This window comes from Amycolatopsis sp. NPDC024027 (genome assembly GCF_040638975.1).
Lineage (GTDB): Bacteria > Actinomycetota > Actinomycetes > Mycobacteriales > Pseudonocardiaceae > Amycolatopsis.
Map to the genome: position 1 here is coordinate 1 of NZ_JBEZYY010000042.1, position 18,523 is coordinate 18,523.

At 72.5% G+C, this 18,523-nt stretch carries 17 protein-coding genes; 11 read left to right on the forward strand and 6 right to left on the reverse strand.

Annotation, left to right across the window (positions count from 1 at the left end; genetic code table 11):
- Positions 1–104 precede the first annotated feature (104 nt).
- Together AB0F52_RS48300 and AB0F52_RS48305 are read right to left on the reverse strand one after the other, a co-directional pair.
- Positions 105–1,313: a glycosyltransferase family 1 protein gene (locus tag AB0F52_RS48300; protein ID WP_360186312.1), complete on the reverse strand. Its 1,209-nt coding sequence runs from the start codon at positions 1,311–1,313 to the stop codon at positions 105–107.
- 23 nt (positions 1,314–1,336) lie between these two features.
- Positions 1,337–2,278 (reverse strand): glycosyltransferase, encoded by a 942-nt coding sequence (locus AB0F52_RS48305; protein ID WP_360186315.1) that lies wholly within the window; start codon positions 2,276–2,278, stop codon positions 1,337–1,339.
- Positions 2,279–2,371: 93 nt separating this feature from the next.
- On the opposite strand from AB0F52_RS48305, the gene AB0F52_RS48310 reads away from it, so the two are divergent.
- From AB0F52_RS48310 to AB0F52_RS48335, 6 genes are all read left to right on the forward strand, one after another.
- Positions 2,372–2,986 (forward strand): DUF47 family protein, encoded by a 615-nt coding sequence (locus AB0F52_RS48310; RefSeq protein WP_360186318.1) that lies wholly within the window; start codon positions 2,372–2,374, stop codon positions 2,984–2,986.
- On the forward strand, positions 2,987–3,982 hold the full coding sequence (locus AB0F52_RS48315) for an inorganic phosphate transporter (protein ID WP_360186321.1): 996 nt from the start codon (positions 2,987–2,989) through the stop codon (positions 3,980–3,982). It abuts the gene before it with no gap.
- 158 nt (positions 3,983–4,140) lie between these two features.
- Positions 4,141–5,331, forward strand: coding sequence for a zinc-dependent alcohol dehydrogenase (locus tag AB0F52_RS48320; RefSeq protein WP_360186324.1), 1,191 nt, complete (start codon positions 4,141–4,143; stop codon positions 5,329–5,331).
- Positions 5,332–5,350: 19 nt separating this feature from the next.
- Positions 5,351–7,375 (forward strand): CocE/NonD family hydrolase, encoded by a 2,025-nt coding sequence (locus AB0F52_RS48325; protein WP_360186327.1) that lies wholly within the window; start codon positions 5,351–5,353, stop codon positions 7,373–7,375.
- 95 nt (positions 7,376–7,470) lie between these two features.
- Positions 7,471–8,544 carry an NAD-dependent epimerase/dehydratase family protein gene (locus AB0F52_RS48330; protein WP_360186330.1) on the forward strand — a complete coding sequence of 358 codons (1,074 nt, stop codon included), beginning with the start codon at positions 7,471–7,473 and terminating at the stop codon, positions 8,542–8,544.
- Between the two features lie 17 nt (positions 8,545–8,561).
- Positions 8,562–10,154 (forward strand): NAD(P)/FAD-dependent oxidoreductase, encoded by a 1,593-nt coding sequence (locus AB0F52_RS48335; RefSeq protein ID WP_360186332.1) that lies wholly within the window; start codon positions 8,562–8,564, stop codon positions 10,152–10,154.
- Between the two features lie 164 nt (positions 10,155–10,318).
- Here the strand turns inward: AB0F52_RS48335 and AB0F52_RS48340 are convergent, their stop codons facing one another.
- Positions 10,319–10,786 (reverse strand): SRPBCC family protein, encoded by a 468-nt coding sequence (locus AB0F52_RS48340; protein WP_360186335.1) that lies wholly within the window; start codon positions 10,784–10,786, stop codon positions 10,319–10,321.
- 82 nt (positions 10,787–10,868) lie between these two features.
- Between AB0F52_RS48340 and AB0F52_RS48345 the strand changes: the two genes are divergently transcribed.
- Both AB0F52_RS48345 and AB0F52_RS48350 read left to right on the forward strand, forming a co-directional pair.
- The gene (locus AB0F52_RS48345) at positions 10,869–11,852 is read left to right on the forward strand and encodes a YihY/virulence factor BrkB family protein (protein WP_360186338.1); all 984 of its coding nucleotides are present in this window, start codon (positions 10,869–10,871) and stop codon (positions 11,850–11,852) included.
- 4 nt (positions 11,853–11,856) lie between these two features.
- Complete coding sequence (locus AB0F52_RS48350; protein ID WP_360186341.1) at positions 11,857–12,237, forward strand: VOC family protein; 381 nt, start codon at positions 11,857–11,859, stop codon at positions 12,235–12,237.
- Positions 12,238–12,630: 393 nt separating this feature from the next.
- Here AB0F52_RS48350 and AB0F52_RS48355 read toward each other — a convergent pair whose 3' ends face one another.
- Together AB0F52_RS48355 and AB0F52_RS48360 are read right to left on the reverse strand one after the other, a co-directional pair.
- Complete coding sequence (locus AB0F52_RS48355) at positions 12,631–12,960, reverse strand: hypothetical protein (protein ID WP_360186344.1); 330 nt, start codon at positions 12,958–12,960, stop codon at positions 12,631–12,633.
- Positions 12,961–13,041: 81 nt separating this feature from the next.
- Complete coding sequence (locus AB0F52_RS48360) at positions 13,042–14,055, reverse strand: DNA topoisomerase IB (protein ID WP_360186347.1); 1,014 nt, start codon at positions 14,053–14,055, stop codon at positions 13,042–13,044.
- Positions 14,056–14,146: 91 nt separating this feature from the next.
- Here AB0F52_RS48360 and AB0F52_RS48365 point away from each other — a divergent pair, with 91 nt between their 5' ends.
- Positions 14,147–14,938: an SDR family NAD(P)-dependent oxidoreductase gene (locus tag AB0F52_RS48365; protein ID WP_360186350.1), complete on the forward strand. Its 792-nt coding sequence runs from the start codon at positions 14,147–14,149 to the stop codon at positions 14,936–14,938.
- Positions 14,935–15,459, forward strand: coding sequence for a DUF1360 domain-containing protein (locus tag AB0F52_RS48370; RefSeq protein ID WP_360186353.1), 525 nt, complete (start codon positions 14,935–14,937; stop codon positions 15,457–15,459). The genes AB0F52_RS48365 and AB0F52_RS48370 overlap by 4 nt, the downstream gene beginning before the upstream one ends.
- Positions 15,460–15,514: 55 nt before the next feature.
- On the opposite strand, the gene AB0F52_RS48375 is transcribed toward AB0F52_RS48370, so the two are convergent.
- Positions 15,515–17,017, reverse strand: coding sequence for an FAD-dependent oxidoreductase (locus tag AB0F52_RS48375; RefSeq protein WP_360186356.1), 1,503 nt, complete (start codon positions 17,015–17,017; stop codon positions 15,515–15,517).
- 83 nt (positions 17,018–17,100) lie between these two features.
- Between AB0F52_RS48375 and AB0F52_RS48380 the strand changes: the two genes are divergently transcribed.
- A complete protein-coding gene (locus tag AB0F52_RS48380; protein ID WP_360186358.1) occupies positions 17,101–18,375 on the forward strand; it encodes an ATP-grasp domain-containing protein in 1,275 nt (424 codons plus the stop codon).
- Positions 18,376–18,523: the final 148 nt, after the last annotated feature.

The window sequence follows — 18,523 nt, forward strand, 5'->3', positions numbered from 1 at the left end:
CTAGACAAGAAGAAGGATCAACCAAGGGCTGCCTGCATGATCAACCAGGGTCGCCCCAACCGCCCCCGACGTTAAAACCCAAGGAGTCATTCATGGCGTTTCGGTCAGCGGGCCTCGGCTGTGGCGGCCTGCTGGGGGACCAGCTTGTGGTACGCGCGCAGCGTGTCGGCGGCGACGCGGTCCCACGAGTAGCGGGCGACCGCGCGGTCGCGGCCCGCGGTGCCGTAGGCGTGGCACAGCGCGGGGTCGTCGATCAGCCGCCGCGCCCGGGACGCGAGCTCCTTCGGCTGGTGCGGGCGGACCAGCAGCCCCGTGACGCCGTCGACGACGGTGTCGGTCAGGCCGCCCACCGCGGCCGCGACCACCGGGACCCCGCAGGCCATCGCCTCCAGGGGCACGATCCCGAACGGCTCGTACCACGGCGCGCACACCACGGCGTCGGCCGAGCGCAGCAGGGTCGGCATGTCCTCGCGCGACACCTGGCCGGGCCAGCGAACGCGGTCGGCGACGCCGAGCCGCTCGGCCAGCTGCCGCAGCCGCCCCGCCTCGGGGTCCTGGGACAGCTTGCCCCGCTCCGGGCCGCCCGCGATGACGAGCTCGGTGTCCGGCAGCTGGGCAAGCGCGGTGATCGCGATGTCGAACCCCTTGCGCGGGACCAGCCGGCCGACGGCGACCAGCCGGTGCGGCAGCCGGCGGCGGGCCACCGGCCCGTCCGGGGAGAACCGGCCGAGGTCGACGCCGCAGGGCACGACCGAGATCCGCGACCGCGGGACGCCGAGGCGGGACAGCTCGAAGACCTCGTCGGAGCAGGTGGCGATCACGCGCCCGGCCTGGCGGCCGATGATCCGCTCCAGCCGGACGCGGTCGGCGGGGCTGGTGTCCTGGTCGCCCTGGTAGCGCTTCTTGACCACGCCCAGTGCGTGAAAGGTCTGGGCCACCGGCGTCCCGGTCGCGCTCGCCGCCAGCGAGGTCGCGAGGCCGGACATCCAGAAGTGCGCGTGCGCCAGATCCGGCCGCTCGAGGGCCCAGTGGTCCCGCAGGAAGCTCCCGAACTCGCCCATGTAGGGCAGTAGCTGGTCCTTCGGCACCTTGCGCGGCGGCCCGGCGGGCACGTGCACGACGCGGTAGCCCTGCGGCGTCCGGACCTCGGGCGGCTCGTCGCGGCTCTCCCGTCGCGTGTAGACGGTGACGTCGTGCCCGGCGCGCACCAGCGCGGCCGACAGCTCCGCGACGTGGACGTTCTGGCCACCGGCATCGGCTTCGCCCAGCGCGGCGAGGGGATTGGCGTGCTCGGACACCATCGCGATCTTCATCGGTGAGGCGTTCCCTTCACGGTTCAACGGGCCGTCTCGGCAAGGAGGTGGTCCCAAGCGGTCAAGAAGGCATCCAGCCCGTAGTGCTTGCACGCGTGTTCGCGCGCGTTCTTGCCGGCGAGCGCGGCGAAGTCGGGCTCGTTCAGCAGCTCGCGGAAACCGCGCGCCAGCACGGAGACGTCGGTGGAGAGCACGCCCGCGTCGTCGGGCACCGCTTCGACCGCCTCGGTGGCGGCGAAGACGACGACCGGCATGGCCAGGTGCATGGCCTCCAAAAGGGACAATCCCAGTGACGTCCACCGGGCGGTGTGCACGTAGACGCGGCGGCGGGCGATCTCGTCGTGCAGCTTCGGCGCCGGGACGTCGCCCAGCCCGCGCAGCGGCGCGCCGAGCTCCTCGGTCCCCATCCCGAACACGTCGACGGGGGCGGCCTCGGCGAGCGTGCCGAGCAGGTCGGCACCGGTGACGCGCCGCCGCCGTACCGGCTCGTTGATCATCGACACACCGGCGGCGAGCTCGCCGGTGTAGCGCGGTCCCGGATCGGGGATGCCGTGCGGCACCACGGTCACCGGCGCGCGGCCGCAGTCCCACATCGCCGCGTTGAAGTGGGTCACGTGCGCGACGGTGATGTCGGACCGGCCGGCGAGCGGGTGTTCGCTGGACGCGGCGTACGGCCGGGGCGCGTTGTGTTCCACGTAGACGGCCGGAACGCCGAGGCGCGCGGCGAAGTCCAGCTCCTCCGGGCGTTGCAGGACGACGACGTCGGGTTCGGCCTCGGCCAGCCGGTCGAGCGGCACCTCGGTGACCGACGGCCAGTTCCGCCCCGCCTTGCCGAGACCCCAGGGCGCACCGTCGGGTGACACCGGCACGAGGTAGTCGTGGCGGCCGCGGACGAAAGCGTCGGTCCATGAACCGTGCACGTGCCAGAGCAGTACTCTCAGGCGCCGGGATCCGGGATCGGTCATGACTCCTGATTTCCCGGAGATCGGCCGTTAAACGTACGGCCGGACGGGGTACCCGGCCCCGGACGGGCGTGCGCGACGAAGGGACTTCCATCCATGCGCTTCACCCCACGGGGCACCCGCTTCTTCGACCTGCTCGCCGACGCGGCGACGAACCTCGTCACCGCGACCGCGTTGCTGGGGGACCTCGTCGCCGCCGACCCCGCCGGGCGGGAACCGATCGCGAAGCGCCTGCACGAGGTCGAGCACCAGGGCGACGAGCTGACGCACACGATCATGGTGGAGCTCAACAGTTCGTTCGTGACGCCGTTCGACCGCGAGGACATCCAGGCCCTCGCCGCCAAGATCGACGACGTGCTGGACTTCACGGACACCGCGGCGGACCTGGCCGTGCTCTACCGCATCGGCACGTTCCCGCCGGGGACCGACGTCCTGGTCCGGGTGCTCTGCCGGGCCGCCGAGCTGACGGCTTCGTCGATGCCCGGGCTGGCCAAGGTGGGTGACCTCGAGCCGTTCTGGATCGAGATCAACGAGCTCGAGAACGAGGCCGACCGCGTCTACCGGCGGATCCTGGCCCACCTGTTCGAGCCGGGCGGGGACGCCCTCGAGGTGCTGAAGACCAAGGAGGTCGTCGAGCAGTTCGAGCTGGCCGCCGACGCGTTCGAGCACCTCGCCGACGTGGTGCAGACCATCGCGGTCAAGGAGTCCTGAGTGACGGGGACCGCCGCCCTGGTCACTGTGATCGTGCTGACGCTCGTCTTCGACTACACCAACGGGTTCCACGACGCGGCCAACGCCATCGCCAGCGCGGTGTCGACGCGGGCGCTGACCCTGCGGGCCGCCCTCGTGCTGGCGGCGGTGATGAACCTGGCCGGCGCGCTGCTGTCGACCGGCATCGCCGCGACGGTGGCCAAGGGGATCATCGACGTCCCGGTGGGGCCGGACGCGCTCACCGTGGTCTTCGCCGCACTGGCCGGCGCCATCACCTGGAACCTCATCACCTGGTACTTCGGGCTCCCGTCGTCGTCCTCGCACTCACTGATCGGCGGCATGGTCGGCGCGGCGCTGGCCGCCGCGAGCACCGTGCACTGGGCGGGGATCGCCGAGAAGGTGCTGATCCCGATGGTGGCGTCGCCGCTGATCGGGCTGGTGCTGGGCTACCTCGCGATGGTCGCCGCGCTGTGGCTGCTGCGCCGCGCGAACCCGCACCGCAGCGGCCGGGTGTTCCGCCGGTTCCAGATCGTCTCCGCCTCGGCGCTCGCGCTCGGCCACGGCCTGCAGGACGCCCAGAAGGGCATGGGCGTGATCGTGCTGGCGCTGGTGGCGGCCGGGCAGCAGCAGGCGTTCGACGTCCCGCTGTGGGTGACCCTCGCGTGCGCCGCGGCCTTGTCGCTGGGCACCTATTCGGGTGGCCTGCGGATCATGCGGACGCTCGGCAGGCGCGTCTTCCCGCTCGACCCGCCGCACGGCTTCGTCGCGGAATCGGTGGCGTCGTCGGTGTTGTACGTGACGGCGTTCGCGGTGAAGGCGCCGATCTCGACGACGCACGTCATCACGGCGGCGATCATGGGCGTCGGCGCGACCAAGCGGCTCTCGGCGGTCCGCTGGGGCATCGCCCGCGACATCGTCATGGGCTGGGTGCTGACGTTCCCGGCCGCCGCGGCGGTGGCCGCGGCCGTGTACCTGGTGGCCGACCTGCTCACCTGAGTTTGTCGGCCCCCATCCGCGGGTGCCGCGAATGACTCATTCGGGACCTCCGAGGTCCCGAATGAGTCATTCGCGACGTGCGCGTCCGGCGGGGTTTGTCCGTCGCCACCCGCGGGAAGCCGGGGCGGAGAGACCCCCGCCCGCGGAAAGGGAGAGCCATGAAGGCAGTGACCTGGCACGGCAAACGCGACGTCCGCGTCGAAGAGGTGCCGGATCCGAAGATCGAGGAGGCCACGGACGCGGTCGTGCGGATCACATCGACCGGGATCTGTGGCTCCGACCTGCACCTGTACGAGGTGCTGGGCGCGTTCATGACCGAGGGCGACATCCTCGGCCACGAGCCGATGGGCGTGGTCGAGGAGGTCGGGCCGGAGGTGACGAACCTCAAGCCCGGCGACCGGGTCGTGGTCCCGTTCAACATCTCCTGCGGCCACTGCTGGATGTGCGAGCGCGGCCTGCAGTCGCAGTGCGAAACGACCCAGGTCAGGGAGCACGGCAAGGGTGCCTCGCTGCTCGGCTACACCAAGCTCTACGGCCAGGTCCCCGGCGGCCAGGCCGAGTACCTGCGGGTGCCGCAGGCCCACTACGGGCCGATCAAGGTGCCGGACGGCCCGCCGGACGAGCGGTTCGTCTACCTCTCCGACGTCGTCCCGACCGCCTGGCAGGCCGTCGAGTACGCGAACGTCCCGAAGGACGGCACGGTCGTCGTCTTCGGCCTCGGCCCGATCGGGCAGATGTCCTGCCGGATCGCGCGGCACCGCGGCGCCGGCCAGGTGATCGGGGTCGACCTGGTGCCCGAGCGCCTCGCCCGGGCCCGCGAACACGGCGCCACCGCGCTCGACACGCGGGACCACAAGGAAATCGGCGACTCCATCCGGCAGCTGACCAACGGGCGCGGCGCGGACTCGGTGATCGACGCCGTCGGCATGGAGGCGCACGGCGCCCCGGTCGGCAAGCTGGCGCACACCCTCGTCGGGCTGCTGCCGCAGCCGCTCGGCGAGAAGATCACCGAGAAGGCCGGGATCGACCGGCTCAGCGTGCTCTACGCCGCCATCGACAGCGTCCGCCGCGGCGGCACCATCTCGCTGTCCGGCGTCTACGGCGGGATGGTCGACCCGATGCCGATGATGGAGCTGTTCGACAAGCAGATCCAGCTGCGGATGGGCCAGGCCAACGTCCGGCACTGGCTGGACGACATCATGCCGGTGCTGACCGGCGACGGCGACCCGCTCGGCGTCGAAGGCTTCGCCACGCACAAGCTGCCCCTGGACGAAGCGCCCCGCGCGTACGAGATCTTCCAGAAGAAGCTCGACGGCGCCCAGAAGATCCTGCTGCAGCCCGCCAAGTAAACCCGGGAGGAAGTTGCTCTTGCGAGCCGTCACCTCGCTGCCGTACGAAATCACCGAGGAAGACCACGTCCGGATCCCGATGTCCGACGGGACCGTCCTGTCCGCCCGTGTTTGGCGGCCGGCCTCGTCGGACACCGAGCCGGTGCCGGCGATCCTCGAATACATCCCCTACCGGAAGCGGGACCTCACCGCGCCCCGCGACTCGATCCACCACCCCTACCTCGCCGGGCACGGGTACGCCTGCGTGCGCGTGGACATCCGCGGCACCGGCGAGTCCGAGGGCGTGCTGGCCGACGAGTACCTCGAACGCGAGCAGCTTGACGCCGAAGAGGTCCTCGAGTGGATCGCCGCGCAGCCGTGGTGCACCGGTGACACCGGGATGATGGGCATCTCCTGGGGCGCGTTCGCCGCGCTCCAGGTCGCGGCGCGGAAACCGCCGAGCCTGCGGGCGATCGTGATCTCCTCGTTCACCGATGACCGCTTCGCCGACGACATGCACTACATGGGCGGCTGCCTGCTGTCGGACAACGTCGCCGAGTCCGGCACGATGTTCGCCTACGCCACGCTGCCGCCCGACCCGGCGGTCGTCGGCGAGCGGTGGCTCCAGATGTGGCGGGAGCGGCTGGAGAACTGCAGCCTGTGGATCGAGAACTGGCTCGGCCACCAGCGCCGCGACGACTACTGGCGGCACGCCTCGGTGTCGGAGAACTACAGCGACGTGCAGGTGCCGGTGCTGGCGTCGAGCGGCTGGGCCGACGGGTACTCCAACGCCGTGATCCGGCTCCTGGCCCACCTCGACGTCCCGCGGCGCGGCCTGATCGGCCCGTGGTCGCACAAGTACCCGCACCTGGGCGAGCCGGGCCCGGCGATCGGCTACCTCCAGGAGGTCGTCGGCTGGTGGGACCACTGGCTGCGCGGGCAAGAGAACGGCGCGATGGACGGGCCGATGCTGCGGACCTGGATGCAGGAGAGCGTGCCGCCGTCGACGTCCTACGAAGACCGCCCCGGGCGCTGGGTCGGGGAGCCCACCTGGCCGTCGCCGCACGTCGAGCCGCAGGAGCTGCCGCTGGCCCGGCACCGCCTCGCGCGGCCGGGTGAGACGGTGCCCGACGAGGCCCTGACCGTGTCGTCGCCGTTGTCGGTCGGGCAGTTCTCCGGGAAGTGGGCGTCCTACAGCGCCCCGCCGGACCTGCCCTACGACCAGCGCGAAGAGGACGGCGGGTCGCTGGTCTTCGACACCGACGTGCTCACCGAGCGCTGCGAGATCCTCGGCTCGCCGAAGGTGCGGCTGGAGGTCTCGGCCGATCAGCCGGTCGCGATGGTGGCGGCGCGGCTGTCCGACGTCGCACCGGACGGGCGGGCCACCCGGGTCACCTACGGGCTGCTCAACCTGACCCACCGCGACGGCCACGACGAGCCGGCGCCGATGGAGCCGGGCGAGCGCTGCCCGGTAGAGATCGAACTGAACGCCGTGGCGCAGGCTTTCCCGGCGGGGCACCGGATCCGGCTCTCGCTGTCCACGTCGTACTGGCCGCTGGCCTGGCCGCCGCCGACACCGGTGCTCCTGAGTGTCCATACCGGACACAGCGCGCTCGAGCTGCCGGTGCGCCCGGTCGCCGAGCCGGACGAGCTGCCGGCCCGGCCGTTCGGCGAACCGGAAGGCGCGCCGCCGATGTCCGTGACGGCCGTGACGCCGGGGGAGCAGCGCTGGACCGTCTCGCGGGACCTCGTCGACTACCAGTCGGCGCTGGACATCGTGAAGGACGCGGGGACCGTCCGGTACGACGACCTCGACCTGGAGGTCACCCGGGACGTCCGCGAGCGGTACAGCTGGGTCGCCGACGACTTCTGTTCCCCGGTGGCGGAAACCACGTGGGACGTCACCTTCGCGCGCGGCGACTGGGTGGCACGCAGCGAGACCCGCACGCGCGTCTCGTGCACCGATACCGAGTTCGTCATCGATGCGCAGCTCGACGGCTATGACGGGGCCCGGCGGATCGTGTCGCGAAACTGGCACCGGCGGATTCCCCGTGATCTGGTCTGAGGTTTTCGGGGGTCCGGGTGGCGAAGCCCCCGGCCCGGGGCGAAGCTCCGGTTGTCACTGAGTTTCGCGGCCGCGACACCGGGTAAGCCTTTCGGGTGCGCATCGTGATCACCGGGGCCACCGGGAACGTCGGAACGGCACTGCTGGACGCGCTCGAGCCCGGCCACGAGGTGGTCGGGCTCGCGCGGCGGCTGCCGGACGCGTCGGCCGAGCCGTATCGCCGGGCGGCCTGGCGGGCCGTCGACATCGGTCTCCCCGGCGCGGAGCAGGAGCTGGCGGAGGTGTTCACGGGCGCGGACGCCGTCGTCCACCTGGCGTGGGCGATCTCGCCGGTGCGTGGCGACCCGCCGATGGGGCGCACCAACGACCACGGCACCCGGCACGTGCTCGCCGCGGCGGCGGGCGCCGGGGTGCCGCACGTGGTCGTGGCCTCGTCCGTGGCCGCCTACGGGCCGGCGCCCCGCTGGGAGAAGGTGGCCGAGGACTGGCCGTGCGACGGCATCGCGGGCAGCGCCTACAGCCGTGGCAAGGCCGCCCTGGAAACCCTGCTGGACCGGTTCGAAGAGGAGTACCCGCAGGTCAAGGTGGCGCGGATCCGGCCGTGCGCGATCCTGCACCGCAGCGCGGCCGGGGAGTTCGCGCGCTGGCTGCTCGGCCCGGCGGTGCCCGCTCACCTCGTCGGCGGACGGCGGCTGCCGGTTCCGCTGTGGACGGATCTGCGCGCGCAGGTGGTGCACACCACCGACGTCGCCGAAGCCATCCGGCTGATCCTCGGCAAGGGCTTCACCGGCGCGGTCAACCTGGCCGCGCCGGAGGTGCTCGACGCGGACGCGCTGGCCGGTGTCCTGGGTGGCACCCGCGTCCCGGTGCCGAAGCCGGTGGTGCAGCTCGCGACCCGGGCGGCCTGGCTGGGCGGGGTGCTGCCGGTGCACCCGGGCTGGCTCGAGCTGGCCGACCGCGCCGCGCTCGGGGACACCACCCTGGCGGAGACCGCGCTGGGCTGGCAACCTCGGTATGACGCCGCGGCCGCGCTCGCCGACCTGGTCGCCGGGCTCCGGTCGGGCGCGGGGGCGGCGAGCCCGCCCCTGGCTCCGCCGCGCCGCGACGGGGTCCTGGCCCGGCTCCGCTCGCTCACCCGGGTCGGGCCGAGCCACCAGTCGCAAGCCTGACCAGCCGGGAGGCCGGAGTGAGTACGGAAGCCGTCGACGCGGTGGTGATCGGCGCCGGGCACAACGGGCTGGTCGCGGCGAACCTGCTGGCCGACGCCGGCTGGTCGGTGCTGGTCCTGGAGGCGACCGAACACGTCGGTGGCGCCGTCCGGACCGCCGAAGTCACCGAGCCGGGCTTCCGCAACGACCTGTTCAGTGCGTTCTACCCGCTTTCGGCGGTGTCGCCGGTGATCCGGGGCCTGCGGCTGGACGAGCACGGCCTGCGCTGGCGGCACGCGCCCGACGTGCTCGCGCACGTCCTGCCCGACGACCGGTGCGCGGTGCTTTCGCGGGACATCGACCGCACGGCGGCGTCGGCCGACGAGTTCGCCCCCGGCGACGGCGACGCGTGGCGGCGGTTGTTCGAGCAGTGGCGCGAGATTCGCGAGCCGCTGCTGAACGCGTTGTTCACGCCGTTCCCGCCGGTCCGCCCGGCACTGAAGCTGTTGCGTCGCACCGGAACCGGCGACGCACTGCGGCTGGCACGCATGCTGACGCTGCCCGCGCGCCGCTTCGGCGACGAGCTGTTCGACGGCGAAGGCGCGAAGCTGCTGCTGGCCGGAAACTCCGCGCACAGCGACCTTTCGGTCGACAACGCCGGCAGCGCGGTGTTCGGCTGGCTGCTCGCGATGGTCGGCCAGGACGAGGGCTTCCCCGTGCCCGAAGGGGGCGCGGGCGAGCTGGCCGCGGCGTTGGTCCGCAGGCTCGAGTCGCGGGGCGGGAGAGTCCACTGTGGACGCCCAGTGCGGGAAGTCCTCGTCGGCGGCGGGCGGGCGCTCGGGGTGCGGGACGCCGCCGGCGACCCGGTGCGGGCGCGCAAGGCCGTGCTCGCCGACGTGCCGGCCCCGGTGCTGTACCGCGAGCTGGTGGGGGAGGAGTGGCTGCCGCCCCGGCTGGTCGAGGACCTCGGCAAGTTCGAATGGGACAGCGCGACGGTGAAGGTGGACTGGGCCCTGTCCGGCCCGATCCCGTGGACGGCCGAAGGAGCGCGCGGCGCGGGCACGATCCACCTCGGAACGGACCTCGACGGGCTGTCGGCGTTCGGAAGCGAGCTCGCCCGCGGCCGGACCCCGCGCCGCCCGTTCCTGCTGCTGGGCCAGATGACCACGAGCGACCCGACGCGCTCGCCGGCGGGCACGGAAGCGGCGTGGGCGTACACGCACGTGCCGCGCGGCACGGTGGAGAACCGGGCGGCGCTGGATCGGCGGGTCAAGCGGATCGAGGAGCTGGTCGAGGCGAACGCGCCGGGGTTCACGGAGCTGATCAAGGCCCGCTACCCCCAGGGACCGGCGGAGCTGGCGGGCCACAACCCGGGCCTGGTCGGCGGCGCGATCAACGGGGGAACGACGGCGATCCACCAGCAGCTGTTCTTCCGCCCGGTGCCGGGCACGGGCCGCGCGGACACCCCGGTGGACAGGTTGTACCTGGCGGGAGCATCGGCCCACCCGGGCGGAGCGGTCCACGGCGGCCCGGGAGCAAACGCGGCCCGCGCGGCGATGGCCCGGGCAGGAATGCTGGGCGGCGGATACGCGGCGCTGATCCGGACGGCCCACCGGGCGATCTACGGCTGACGCTGCTTGGGCGCGGCCGCCTGTCATGGGCGGTCGCCCGGCACGGGGCTCCCGGCGGCAATGGTCGCGAATGACTCATTCGGGACCTCAGAGGTCCCGAATGAGTCATTCGGGACGCTCGGCGAGGCGGGGCCAAGGGAGCAGTCCGGCCCCGGCAGGCCCGGCTAGGGGCTCGGGTGGCCGTGCCGGGCGCGGGCGTACTTGCCCGTCGCCAGGTCCGCCAGCCGGGCCAGGGACTCCGTGTTGCGCGGCTTCGCGATCATCGCCTGGACCGCCGCCGGGAGCACCTTGCCGGGTCCGCGGACGATGTGCTCGGTCATCCGGACCAGCGTCTGCCCGTCGCCGTGGGGGACCAGCGTCAGGCCCACCGCGGCCGCTCCCAGCGGCCAGCCGTGCGCCTCCAGTGACAGCGACAGGCCGGGCTCGACCGCCCGGACCACCGTCACGTCCTGGATGTGCACCGGCCACGGGCCCACGCTGTGGTGGATCCGGGAGCCCACCGCGGGCCAGTCCTCGTCGACGTCGCGGATGTGGGAACTGCCGACCACCCAGCCGGCGTAGAGCCAGCCGTCGGCGAGCACCGCGAACACGGCGTCGGGCGGTACGTCGATCACGCGGCTGACTTCGGGCACGGCTTCCTCCTGGTTCGAGTGACGAAACAGGCATACCCACTCCCGGACGGGGTATGCCCGCCGGACCGAGCAGGAGGTGGCGATGGTGGCCAGACACGGAAAAGAACCCGACGGACCCGGGGAACTGTCGAAGCGGTCGTGGGGTGCGGCGCTCAAACGGACGTTCAAGCAGTTCAACCGGGACAACCTCACCGACTGGGCGGCGGCGCTCACCTACTACGGCGTGCTGTCGCTGTTCCCGGGCATCATCGTGCTCACCGCGATCCTCGGTCTGCTCGGCCCGGACAAGATCCAGACGGTGATCGACAACGTCAACCAGCTCGTGCCGGGCCAGGGCAAGGACATCCTCGTCGGCGCGATCAAGGAGCTGACGGGCTCGCGCAGCCTGGCCGGCCCGCTGGCGATCCTGGGCCTGCTGGGTGCGCTGTGGTCGGCGTCGGGCTACATCGGCGCGTTCATGCGGGCGTCGAACGCGATCTACGGCATGCCGGAGGGCCGGCCGATCTACAAGGTCATCCCGCTGCGGGTGGCGTTGACGATCGCCATCGTGGTGCTGCTGGCGCTGTGCGCGCTGGGCGTGGTCGCGACGGGCTCGGTGGCACGCCGGATCGGCGACCTGATCGGGCTGGGGTCGACCGGCGTCCTGGTGTGGGAAATCGCGAAGTGGCCGGTGATCGCGCTGCTGGTGAGCGTGGCGTTCGCGCTGCTGTACTGGGTGGGGCCGAACGTGCGGCAGCCGGGGTTCAAGTGGCTGACGCCGGGTGGGCTGCTGGCCGTGGTGCTGTGGGTGCTGGCGTCGGCCGGTTTCGCGCTCTACGTCGCGAATTTCGGTTCCTACAACAAGACCTACGGTTCGCTGGCCGGGGTGATCGCGTTCCTTGTATGGTTGTGGATCTCCAACCTCGCGATCCTGCTGGGGGCCGAGCTGGACGCGGAGCTGGCCCGCGGCCGCACGATCGAGGCGGGGCGCGTGGAGGACCAGGAGGAGCCGTTCCTGCCGCCGCGGGACACGAAGGCGATGGACGACGACGAAGCCGCGGCGGTGGCGGAGTCCGAACGGAAGTGAGCGGATGGCCTGCCGGATCACCGAACTGGTGCTGGACTGCCACGACCCCGACCGCCTGGCGGAGTTCTGGTGCGCGGTCCTCGGCTACGAGGTGATCGGCCACGAGCCGGACGGCCTGGCCCTGGGCCCGGCGGGCGCCCGGTTCGGCGAAGGGCCGGTGACGTTGATCCTGGCCCGGACGGAGAACCCTCGCCGGGGCAAGCTGCCGCTGCACCTCGACGTGAGCCCGGCGGGGGTGGACCAGGAGACGGAGCTGGCGCGCTTGACCGCCCTGGGCGCCCGTCCGGCGGACGTGGGCCAGACCGGGCAGGAGTCGTGGGTGGTGCTGCAGGACCCGGAGGGCAACGAGTTCTGCCTGCTGCGCACGGACGTGGGCGCGGCCTGACTCCGGCCGCGCCCGGAGTTCCGCCACGGGCGCGGCTTGAGTCCCGCTACGGCTACGGCCGCGGCTACGGCTGCTGCGCCCGCGAGCGCCCCAAGGTGGCCTTGGTTGCGCTCAACGCAGCGAGGGCCACCTTGGGTGCATTGGGCGCAGCGAGGGCCGCGTTGAGCGCATTGGGCGCAGCGAGGGCCACGCTGGGTGCGTTGGGCGCAGTTGGGTGCGTTGGGCGCACCGAGGGCCACGTGGGGCGCCGTTGGGTGCACCGAGGGCCATATTGGGTGCGTGGAGCGCACTGAGGGCCGCGTTGGGTGCGTTAAGCGCAGCGAAGGCCGCTCTCGGTGCCTTGACCGCACCGAAGACTACCTTGCGACGTGCCTCAGCCGACCGGACTGCACCTCACCGATCGTCGGCCGCGCAGCGGCGCCACTGGACCTGGTCGCCGGCTCGGTCGGCGTGCCAGACCGGCGCCGCCTCCGGTTCCCAGGTCGGGAGCAGCTGGTCCGGGTCTATCCGGCCCCGGGCCACCCGGCCGAACAACTCCACCCCGTCGCGCCGCCGGGCCGCCGGGATCCACGCCGGGAACCGGGTCCGGGGCAGTTTCCGCTCGATCCACTCCCGCGCCGACCCCTCACTCCCGTGGTCGGACTCGACGATGCTCGACACCGGCCCGCCGTCGCCCACGGTGAGGCTGATCGACGCGCGCCAGCGCACTGCGGAGGAAGTCATCCCCTCAAGGTTCCCCGACGACCGCTGCCGCGGGCCAGTACACGTTCGGATGGATCCCACCGTGCCTCCCACTCCACACCGTCACGACGCGTTCAGCAGCCGCGCGCACGCCTTCTCCAGCACCGCCCGTGCCTCGTCCCCGTCGAGCTTCGCCGCGCGCTTGAGCGCCGGGGCGATCGTCCGTTCGGCGCGGTAGGCCTCCACCAGCCGGGGGTCCACATAGGACGATCGGCAGACCGCGGGGGTGTTCCCGAGCGCCGTCGAGACCTCCTTCATCACCTTCGCCTCCGCGCGCTTGCGGGCCGTCTCGGACGCCGGCGGGTCCGCCGCGGCGAACGCCGCTGCCGCCAGCACCGTCGCGTTCCACGTCCGCATGTCCTTCGCCGTGCAGTCCTCGCCCGCCAGCTCCTTGAACCGCTCGTTGATGTCCGCGGCGTGCACCTCGTGCCACGTGCCGCCCTCGCGGAAGACCAGCAGCCGGTCGCTGCCCGAGCGGCTGCGCAGCAGCGACTTCAGCACCGCGGCCAGTTCGGCGTCGCAGATGGCGACCTCGCGGTCCAGGCCACCCTTGGCGACGTAGCAGAACCGGCACTCGTCGCCCCGGACCGCGGCGTGCGAGCGCCGCAGCGTCGCGACGCCGTGGGTGCCGTTCTCCTCCGCGTACTCCTCGCCGCCGGTGCGGAAGATGCCCCGGTCGAGCATCCGCAACGCCGCCGCCAGCACCCGCTTGCGCGTCAAGCCGGGCCCGGCGAGGTCCTCCGCCACCGAAGCACGCCACTGCGGCAGCCGGCGGGCCATCTGCAGCACGCGGTCGTGCTTCTCCTCGTCCCGGTCACGCCGCCACTGCTCGTGGTAGAGGTACTGGCGCCGCCCGGCGTCGTCGGTGCCGACCGCCTGGACGTGCCCGTTCGGGTACGGGCAGATCCACACGTTCCGCCAGGCGGGCGGGATGACGAGGTCCTTGATCCGGGCCAGGAGCTCGTCATCGGTCACCGGAGAGCCGTCGGGCATGGCGTAGGAGAACCCGCGGCCGCGGCGGATGCGCTTGATGCCCGGGCCGCGCAGGTCACTGCGCCGGAGTCTGGTGCGTCCCACCGCCGCGAAATACCCGCCCGGCGTACCGGGAAACCATGATTGCCGCCCGCGGCGGCGGGTAGCCCGGGCAGGAGCACCGGAAGGAGCATGGATGACCACCGCAACCAGGCCACTGGCCGTCGTCACCGGCGCGTCGAGCGGGATCGGGCTGGAGCTGGCGAAGCAGTTCGCCCGGCACGACTTCGACCTCGTGCTGGCCGCTGAGGATGCCGAGCTCGCCGCCGCCGCGGACGAGGTCCGCGCGTGCGGCGCGCAGGTCGAGGCGGTCCGCGCTGATCTCGCCGCCCCGGACGGGGTGGAAGAACTGGTCCGCCACCTGGCGGACCGCCCGGTGGAAGCACTGGCCGTCAACGCCGGTGTCGGGATCAACGGCGAGTTCGCCGGGGACACCCGCCTGGAGGACCAGCTCACCGTCGTCGACCTGAACGTGCGGTCGGCGGTGCACCTGACCAAGCGGGTCGTGCCCGGCATGGTCGGGCGCGGGCACGGCCGGGTGCTGTTCACCTCGTCGATCGCCGGCACGTCGCCCGGGCCGTACCAGGCCGTCTACGCCGCTTCGAAGGCGTTCCTGACGTCCTTTTCCGAAGGCCTGCGGGCCGAGGTGAAGGACAAGGGCGTGACCGTGACGGCGTTGCTGCCCGGCCCGACGGACACCGAGTTCTTCGAGCGCGCGGACATGGAGGACACCAAACTCGGTGCCGGCCCCAAGGACCCGGCGGCCGAAGTCGCGGAAGCCGGCTTCGACGCGCTGATGGCCGGAGAGGACAAGGTCGTCGCCGGGGCCAAGAACAAGCTCCAGGCGGCCGCCTCGCGGGTGCTGCCGGACGAGGCCAAGGCGAAGCAGCAGGGCAAGATGAGCGAGCCCGGATCGGCGGACGCATGAGCGTGATCGAAGAAGTCACCGAGAAGGCCAAGCAGGTTCAGCGCAGCTACGCCGGCGGGGAAGACCGGCCGCTGGCCGGGTACGCCGTCGCGATGGGCGCCTACAGCGGGCTGGTGGGCGGGCTGGCCCTGCTCGGCCGCGCCGTCGGGGCCCGGTTGCCGCAGCGGTTCGGCGTCGGCGACACGGTCCTGCTGGGCGCGGCGACGTTCAAGGCCAGCCGCCTGCTCGCCAAGGACGCGGTCACCAGCCCGCTGCGCGCCCCGTTCACCCGGTACGAAGAGCCGGCCGGCGACGACGAGCTGAACGAGTCCGTCCCCGCGAAGGGACACGTCGAGCACGCGGTCGGCGAGCTCGTGTCGTGCCCGTTCTGCCTGAACGTCTGGGTCGGCACCGGGCTGGCCGCCGGTCTGGTGATCGCGCCGCGCGCGACCCGGCTGGCGGCCACGGTGCTGACGGCCGTCGGCCTGGCCGACGGCCTGCACCTGCTGTACGACGCGGGCAAGAGACTGGCGTCCGGCTGACCAGCCCGGCGGGGGACGTTCCTCGGTGCAGAGGGGAGGAACGTCCCCCGCCGGCTCAGTCCGGGCCGCGGCGCAGCGGGCGGACCGCCGGGCCCTGCACCACTTCGCCGTCGACGCCGAACCGCGAGCCGTGGCAGGGACAGTCCCAGGTCTTCTCCGCGTCGTTGAACGAAACCAGGCACCCCAGGTGCGTGCAGTGCGCGCCGACCGTGTGCAGCTTGCCGGCGTCGTCGCGGTGGGCCGCGACGAGCTCGCCGCCCACGCGGACGACCTCGGCCTCCCCGGGCCGGAGGTCGTCGAGCTTCTCGGACCGCCACAGCGCGGCGACGTGGTCGCCGACGAGGTACTTCGCGACGGTGAGGTTGTCCTGGGCCACCTCGAGCACCGAACGGGCGTCGAAGCGGTTGGGGTCGAACAGGTCCGCGGCCGGGTGCGGCTCGCCGAGGATCCGCGCCGCCAGCACGTGGCCCGCGGCCGTCCCACCGGTCATGCCCCACTGGCCGAACCCGGTGGCCACCCAGAGGTTCTTCGTCCCGGGCAGGTAGCGGCCGACGTAGGGCAGCAGGTCGGGCGTGGACATGTCGTGGGCGGACCAGCGGTGGGTCACCCGGTGCAGGCCCGCCCGCGCGTCGGCCCAGTCCGCGAGCCGCCGGTACCGGCGTTCGACGTTGACGTGCGCGCCCACCCGGTAGTGCTCGCCGCCGGCGATCACCATCGGCGTGCCCTGTTCGGTGTACCCGCGCACGGAGTGGTGCGTGTCGGCGTCGAGGAACATGCCCGCCGGCGCGGAGCCGCCCGCCGCCGGGCCCGCGACGACGAGGTCGCGCACCGGGTCGAGCCGCGCGAAGTACAGGCCGCGGTCGAGCACCGGGTAGTGGGTCGCGACGACCACTTCACCCGCCACGACGTCGCCCCGCGAAGTGCGGACGGTCTGCCCGTTGACCGCGGTCGCCCGGGCGTGCTCGACGATGGTGCCGCCCGCCCGCTCGATCTCGGCGGCCAGGCCGAGCAGCCACCGGCGTGGGTGGAAGTGCGCCTGCCCGGTGGTCCGCACGGCCCCGAGCGCGGGCACGTCGAGTGCGACTTCTTCGGTGAACGACGCCGGCAGGCCCGCCGCGGCGGCCGCGTCCGCTTCCTGCCTGAGGGAGTCCACGGTGCTTTCCCGCGTCGTGTAGACGTAGCTGTCGGCACGGGTGAACCCGCAGTCGACGCCCAGTTCGGCCGCCGTGGCCGCGATCCATTCGAGTGCCGCCGCCTGGGTGCCGGCGTAGGCCTTCGCCGCGCCGGCGCCGTGGCGGGACGTCAGGTCCGCGTACTTGGCCCCGTGTTGGGCGCTGACCTTCGCGGTGGTGTGGCCGGACACCCCGGCCGCGACCCGCTCGGCCTCCAGCACGACGACCGACCGGCCGGCGCGCGCGAGCAGCAGGGCGGTGGTGAGCCCGGCGATGCCCGCGCCGAGCACCGCGACGTCGGCGGATTCCGGCACCGGTACGCCGGTGCGGTCCGGGGAAGGGGCGGTTTCCACCCACAGCGAAAGCGGATCGGGCAGAGCTGTCATGCCTGCGGATGCCCGCTCAGGGCCCGATCAAACGGGCCATCCGGCCCGTTTGGCCCGCTCGACGCCTCGGGTAGCCCCAGCACATGAGTACCGACATCTTCGTGATCGGCCTGGACGAGGAGAACCAGCGCGTCCTCGAACGCCTGCCGTGGGCCGCGAGCTACCGGTTCCACGGCCTGCTGACCCCCGAAGAGCTGCAGCACGGGGAAATCGACTTCGAAGCGCTGTTGAAGGCGGCGCAGCACGAACTGGACGCGTTCGACGGCGAGGTCGGCACGATCGTCAGCTATTGGGATTTCCCCGCCGCCACGCTCGTCCCCATCCTCTGCGGCCGCTACGGCTTGCCCAGCGTGTCGCTGGAAGCGGTGCTGAAGTGCGAGCACAAGTACTGGAGCCGGCTCGAGCAGAGAACGGTGATCGACGAGCTGCCGAACTTCGGCATCGTCGACCTCGACACCGAGAAACCCGCCCCGCCGGAAGGCGTCGGCTACCCGATGTGGCTCAAGCCGGTGAAGTCCTTCTCCTCCGAGCTCGCCTTCAAGGCCGGGAACGACGCCGAATTCGCCGACGCGGTGGCCGAGATTCGGGCCGGGGTCGGCCGCGTGGGGGAGCCGTTCGACTACGTGCTCGGACAGGTCGAGCTCCCGCCGGAGATCGCCCGGGTCGGGGGCGCCGCGTGCCTGGCCGAAGAGGCGCTGCACGGCGTCCAGGCGGCCGTCGAAGGGTACGTCCACCGGGGCGAGGTCACCGTCTACGGCGCCCTCGACTCGATCAACTACCCGGACAGCTCGTCCTTCCTGCGCCACCAGTACCCGTCGCAGCTGGGGGAGGAGACCGTCCAGCGGATGCGGGACGTCGCCGGGCGGGTGATGAAGCAGATCGGCTTCGACAACGGGACCTTCAGCATCGAGTTCTTCTGCGACCCCGAATCCGGCCAGGTGGCCCTGCTGGAGATCAACCCCCGGCACTCGCAGTCGCACGCGGAGCTGTTCGAGTTCGTCGACGGCGTCGCCAACCACGAGATCATGGTGCGCCTCGGCCTCGGCCAGGATCCCGGCCGCCGCCCCACCAAGGGCACCTACCAGATCGCCGGCAAGTGGTACCTGCGCCGGTTCGAGGACGGCGTGGTGACGCGGGTGCCGACGCCCGAGGAGATCGCCGCGGTGCAGGACCGCATCGACGGCACCCAGATCACGATCGTGCCGGAGGCGGGGCAGCGGCTGTCGGACCTGCCCGAGCAGGACAGCTACAGCTTCGAGCTGGCGCACCTGTTCGTCGCGGCGCACACCGAACACGAGATGGTGCAGAAGTACCAGGCGTGCGTGGACGCGCTGCCGTTCGAGTTCGCCGAAGCCTGACCCCGACGCGGAAAAGCGGGGGTCGCGTTCGGACAGTCCGAACGCGACCCCCGCGGTGTTGGCGCCCCGGGGGTTGGGCCGCGGGGGGCCCGCCTGGGGGGGGGGGGGGTTGTGGTGGTGGCGGCGGGGGGGGGCCCGCGCGCCGCGC

What these genes read in the sequence shown, in the direction of transcription:
- AB0F52_RS48370 (WP_360186353.1), top strand. Translation starts at nt 14,935, where the DNA reads ATGAGCGTGATCGAAGAAGTCACCGAGAAGGCCAAGCAGGTTCAGCGC.
- AB0F52_RS48305 (WP_360186315.1), bottom strand. Translation starts at nt 2,278, where the DNA reads ATGACCGATCCCGGATCCCGGCGCCTGAGAGTACTGCTCTGGCACGTG.
- AB0F52_RS48365 (WP_360186350.1), top strand. Translation starts at nt 14,147, where the DNA reads ATGACCACCGCAACCAGGCCACTGGCCGTCGTCACCGGCGCGTCGAGC.
- AB0F52_RS48380 (WP_360186358.1), top strand. Translation starts at nt 17,101, where the DNA reads ATGAGTACCGACATCTTCGTGATCGGCCTGGACGAGGAGAACCAGCGC.
- AB0F52_RS48300 (WP_360186312.1), bottom strand. Translation starts at nt 1,313, where the DNA reads ATGAAGATCGCGATGGTGTCCGAGCACGCCAATCCCCTCGCCGCGCTG.
- AB0F52_RS48375 (WP_360186356.1), bottom strand. Translation starts at nt 17,017, where the DNA reads ATGACAGCTCTGCCCGATCCGCTTTCGCTGTGGGTGGAAACCGCCCCT.
- AB0F52_RS48320 (WP_360186324.1), top strand. Translation starts at nt 4,141, where the DNA reads ATGAAGGCAGTGACCTGGCACGGCAAACGCGACGTCCGCGTCGAAGAG.
- AB0F52_RS48355 (WP_360186344.1), bottom strand. Translation starts at nt 12,960, where the DNA reads ATGACTTCCTCCGCAGTGCGCTGGCGCGCGTCGATCAGCCTCACCGTG.
- AB0F52_RS48350 (WP_360186341.1), top strand. Translation starts at nt 11,857, where the DNA reads ATGGCCTGCCGGATCACCGAACTGGTGCTGGACTGCCACGACCCCGAC.
- AB0F52_RS48345 (WP_360186338.1), top strand. Translation starts at nt 10,869, where the DNA reads ATGGTGGCCAGACACGGAAAAGAACCCGACGGACCCGGGGAACTGTCG.
- AB0F52_RS48310 (WP_360186318.1), top strand. Translation starts at nt 2,372, where the DNA reads ATGCGCTTCACCCCACGGGGCACCCGCTTCTTCGACCTGCTCGCCGAC.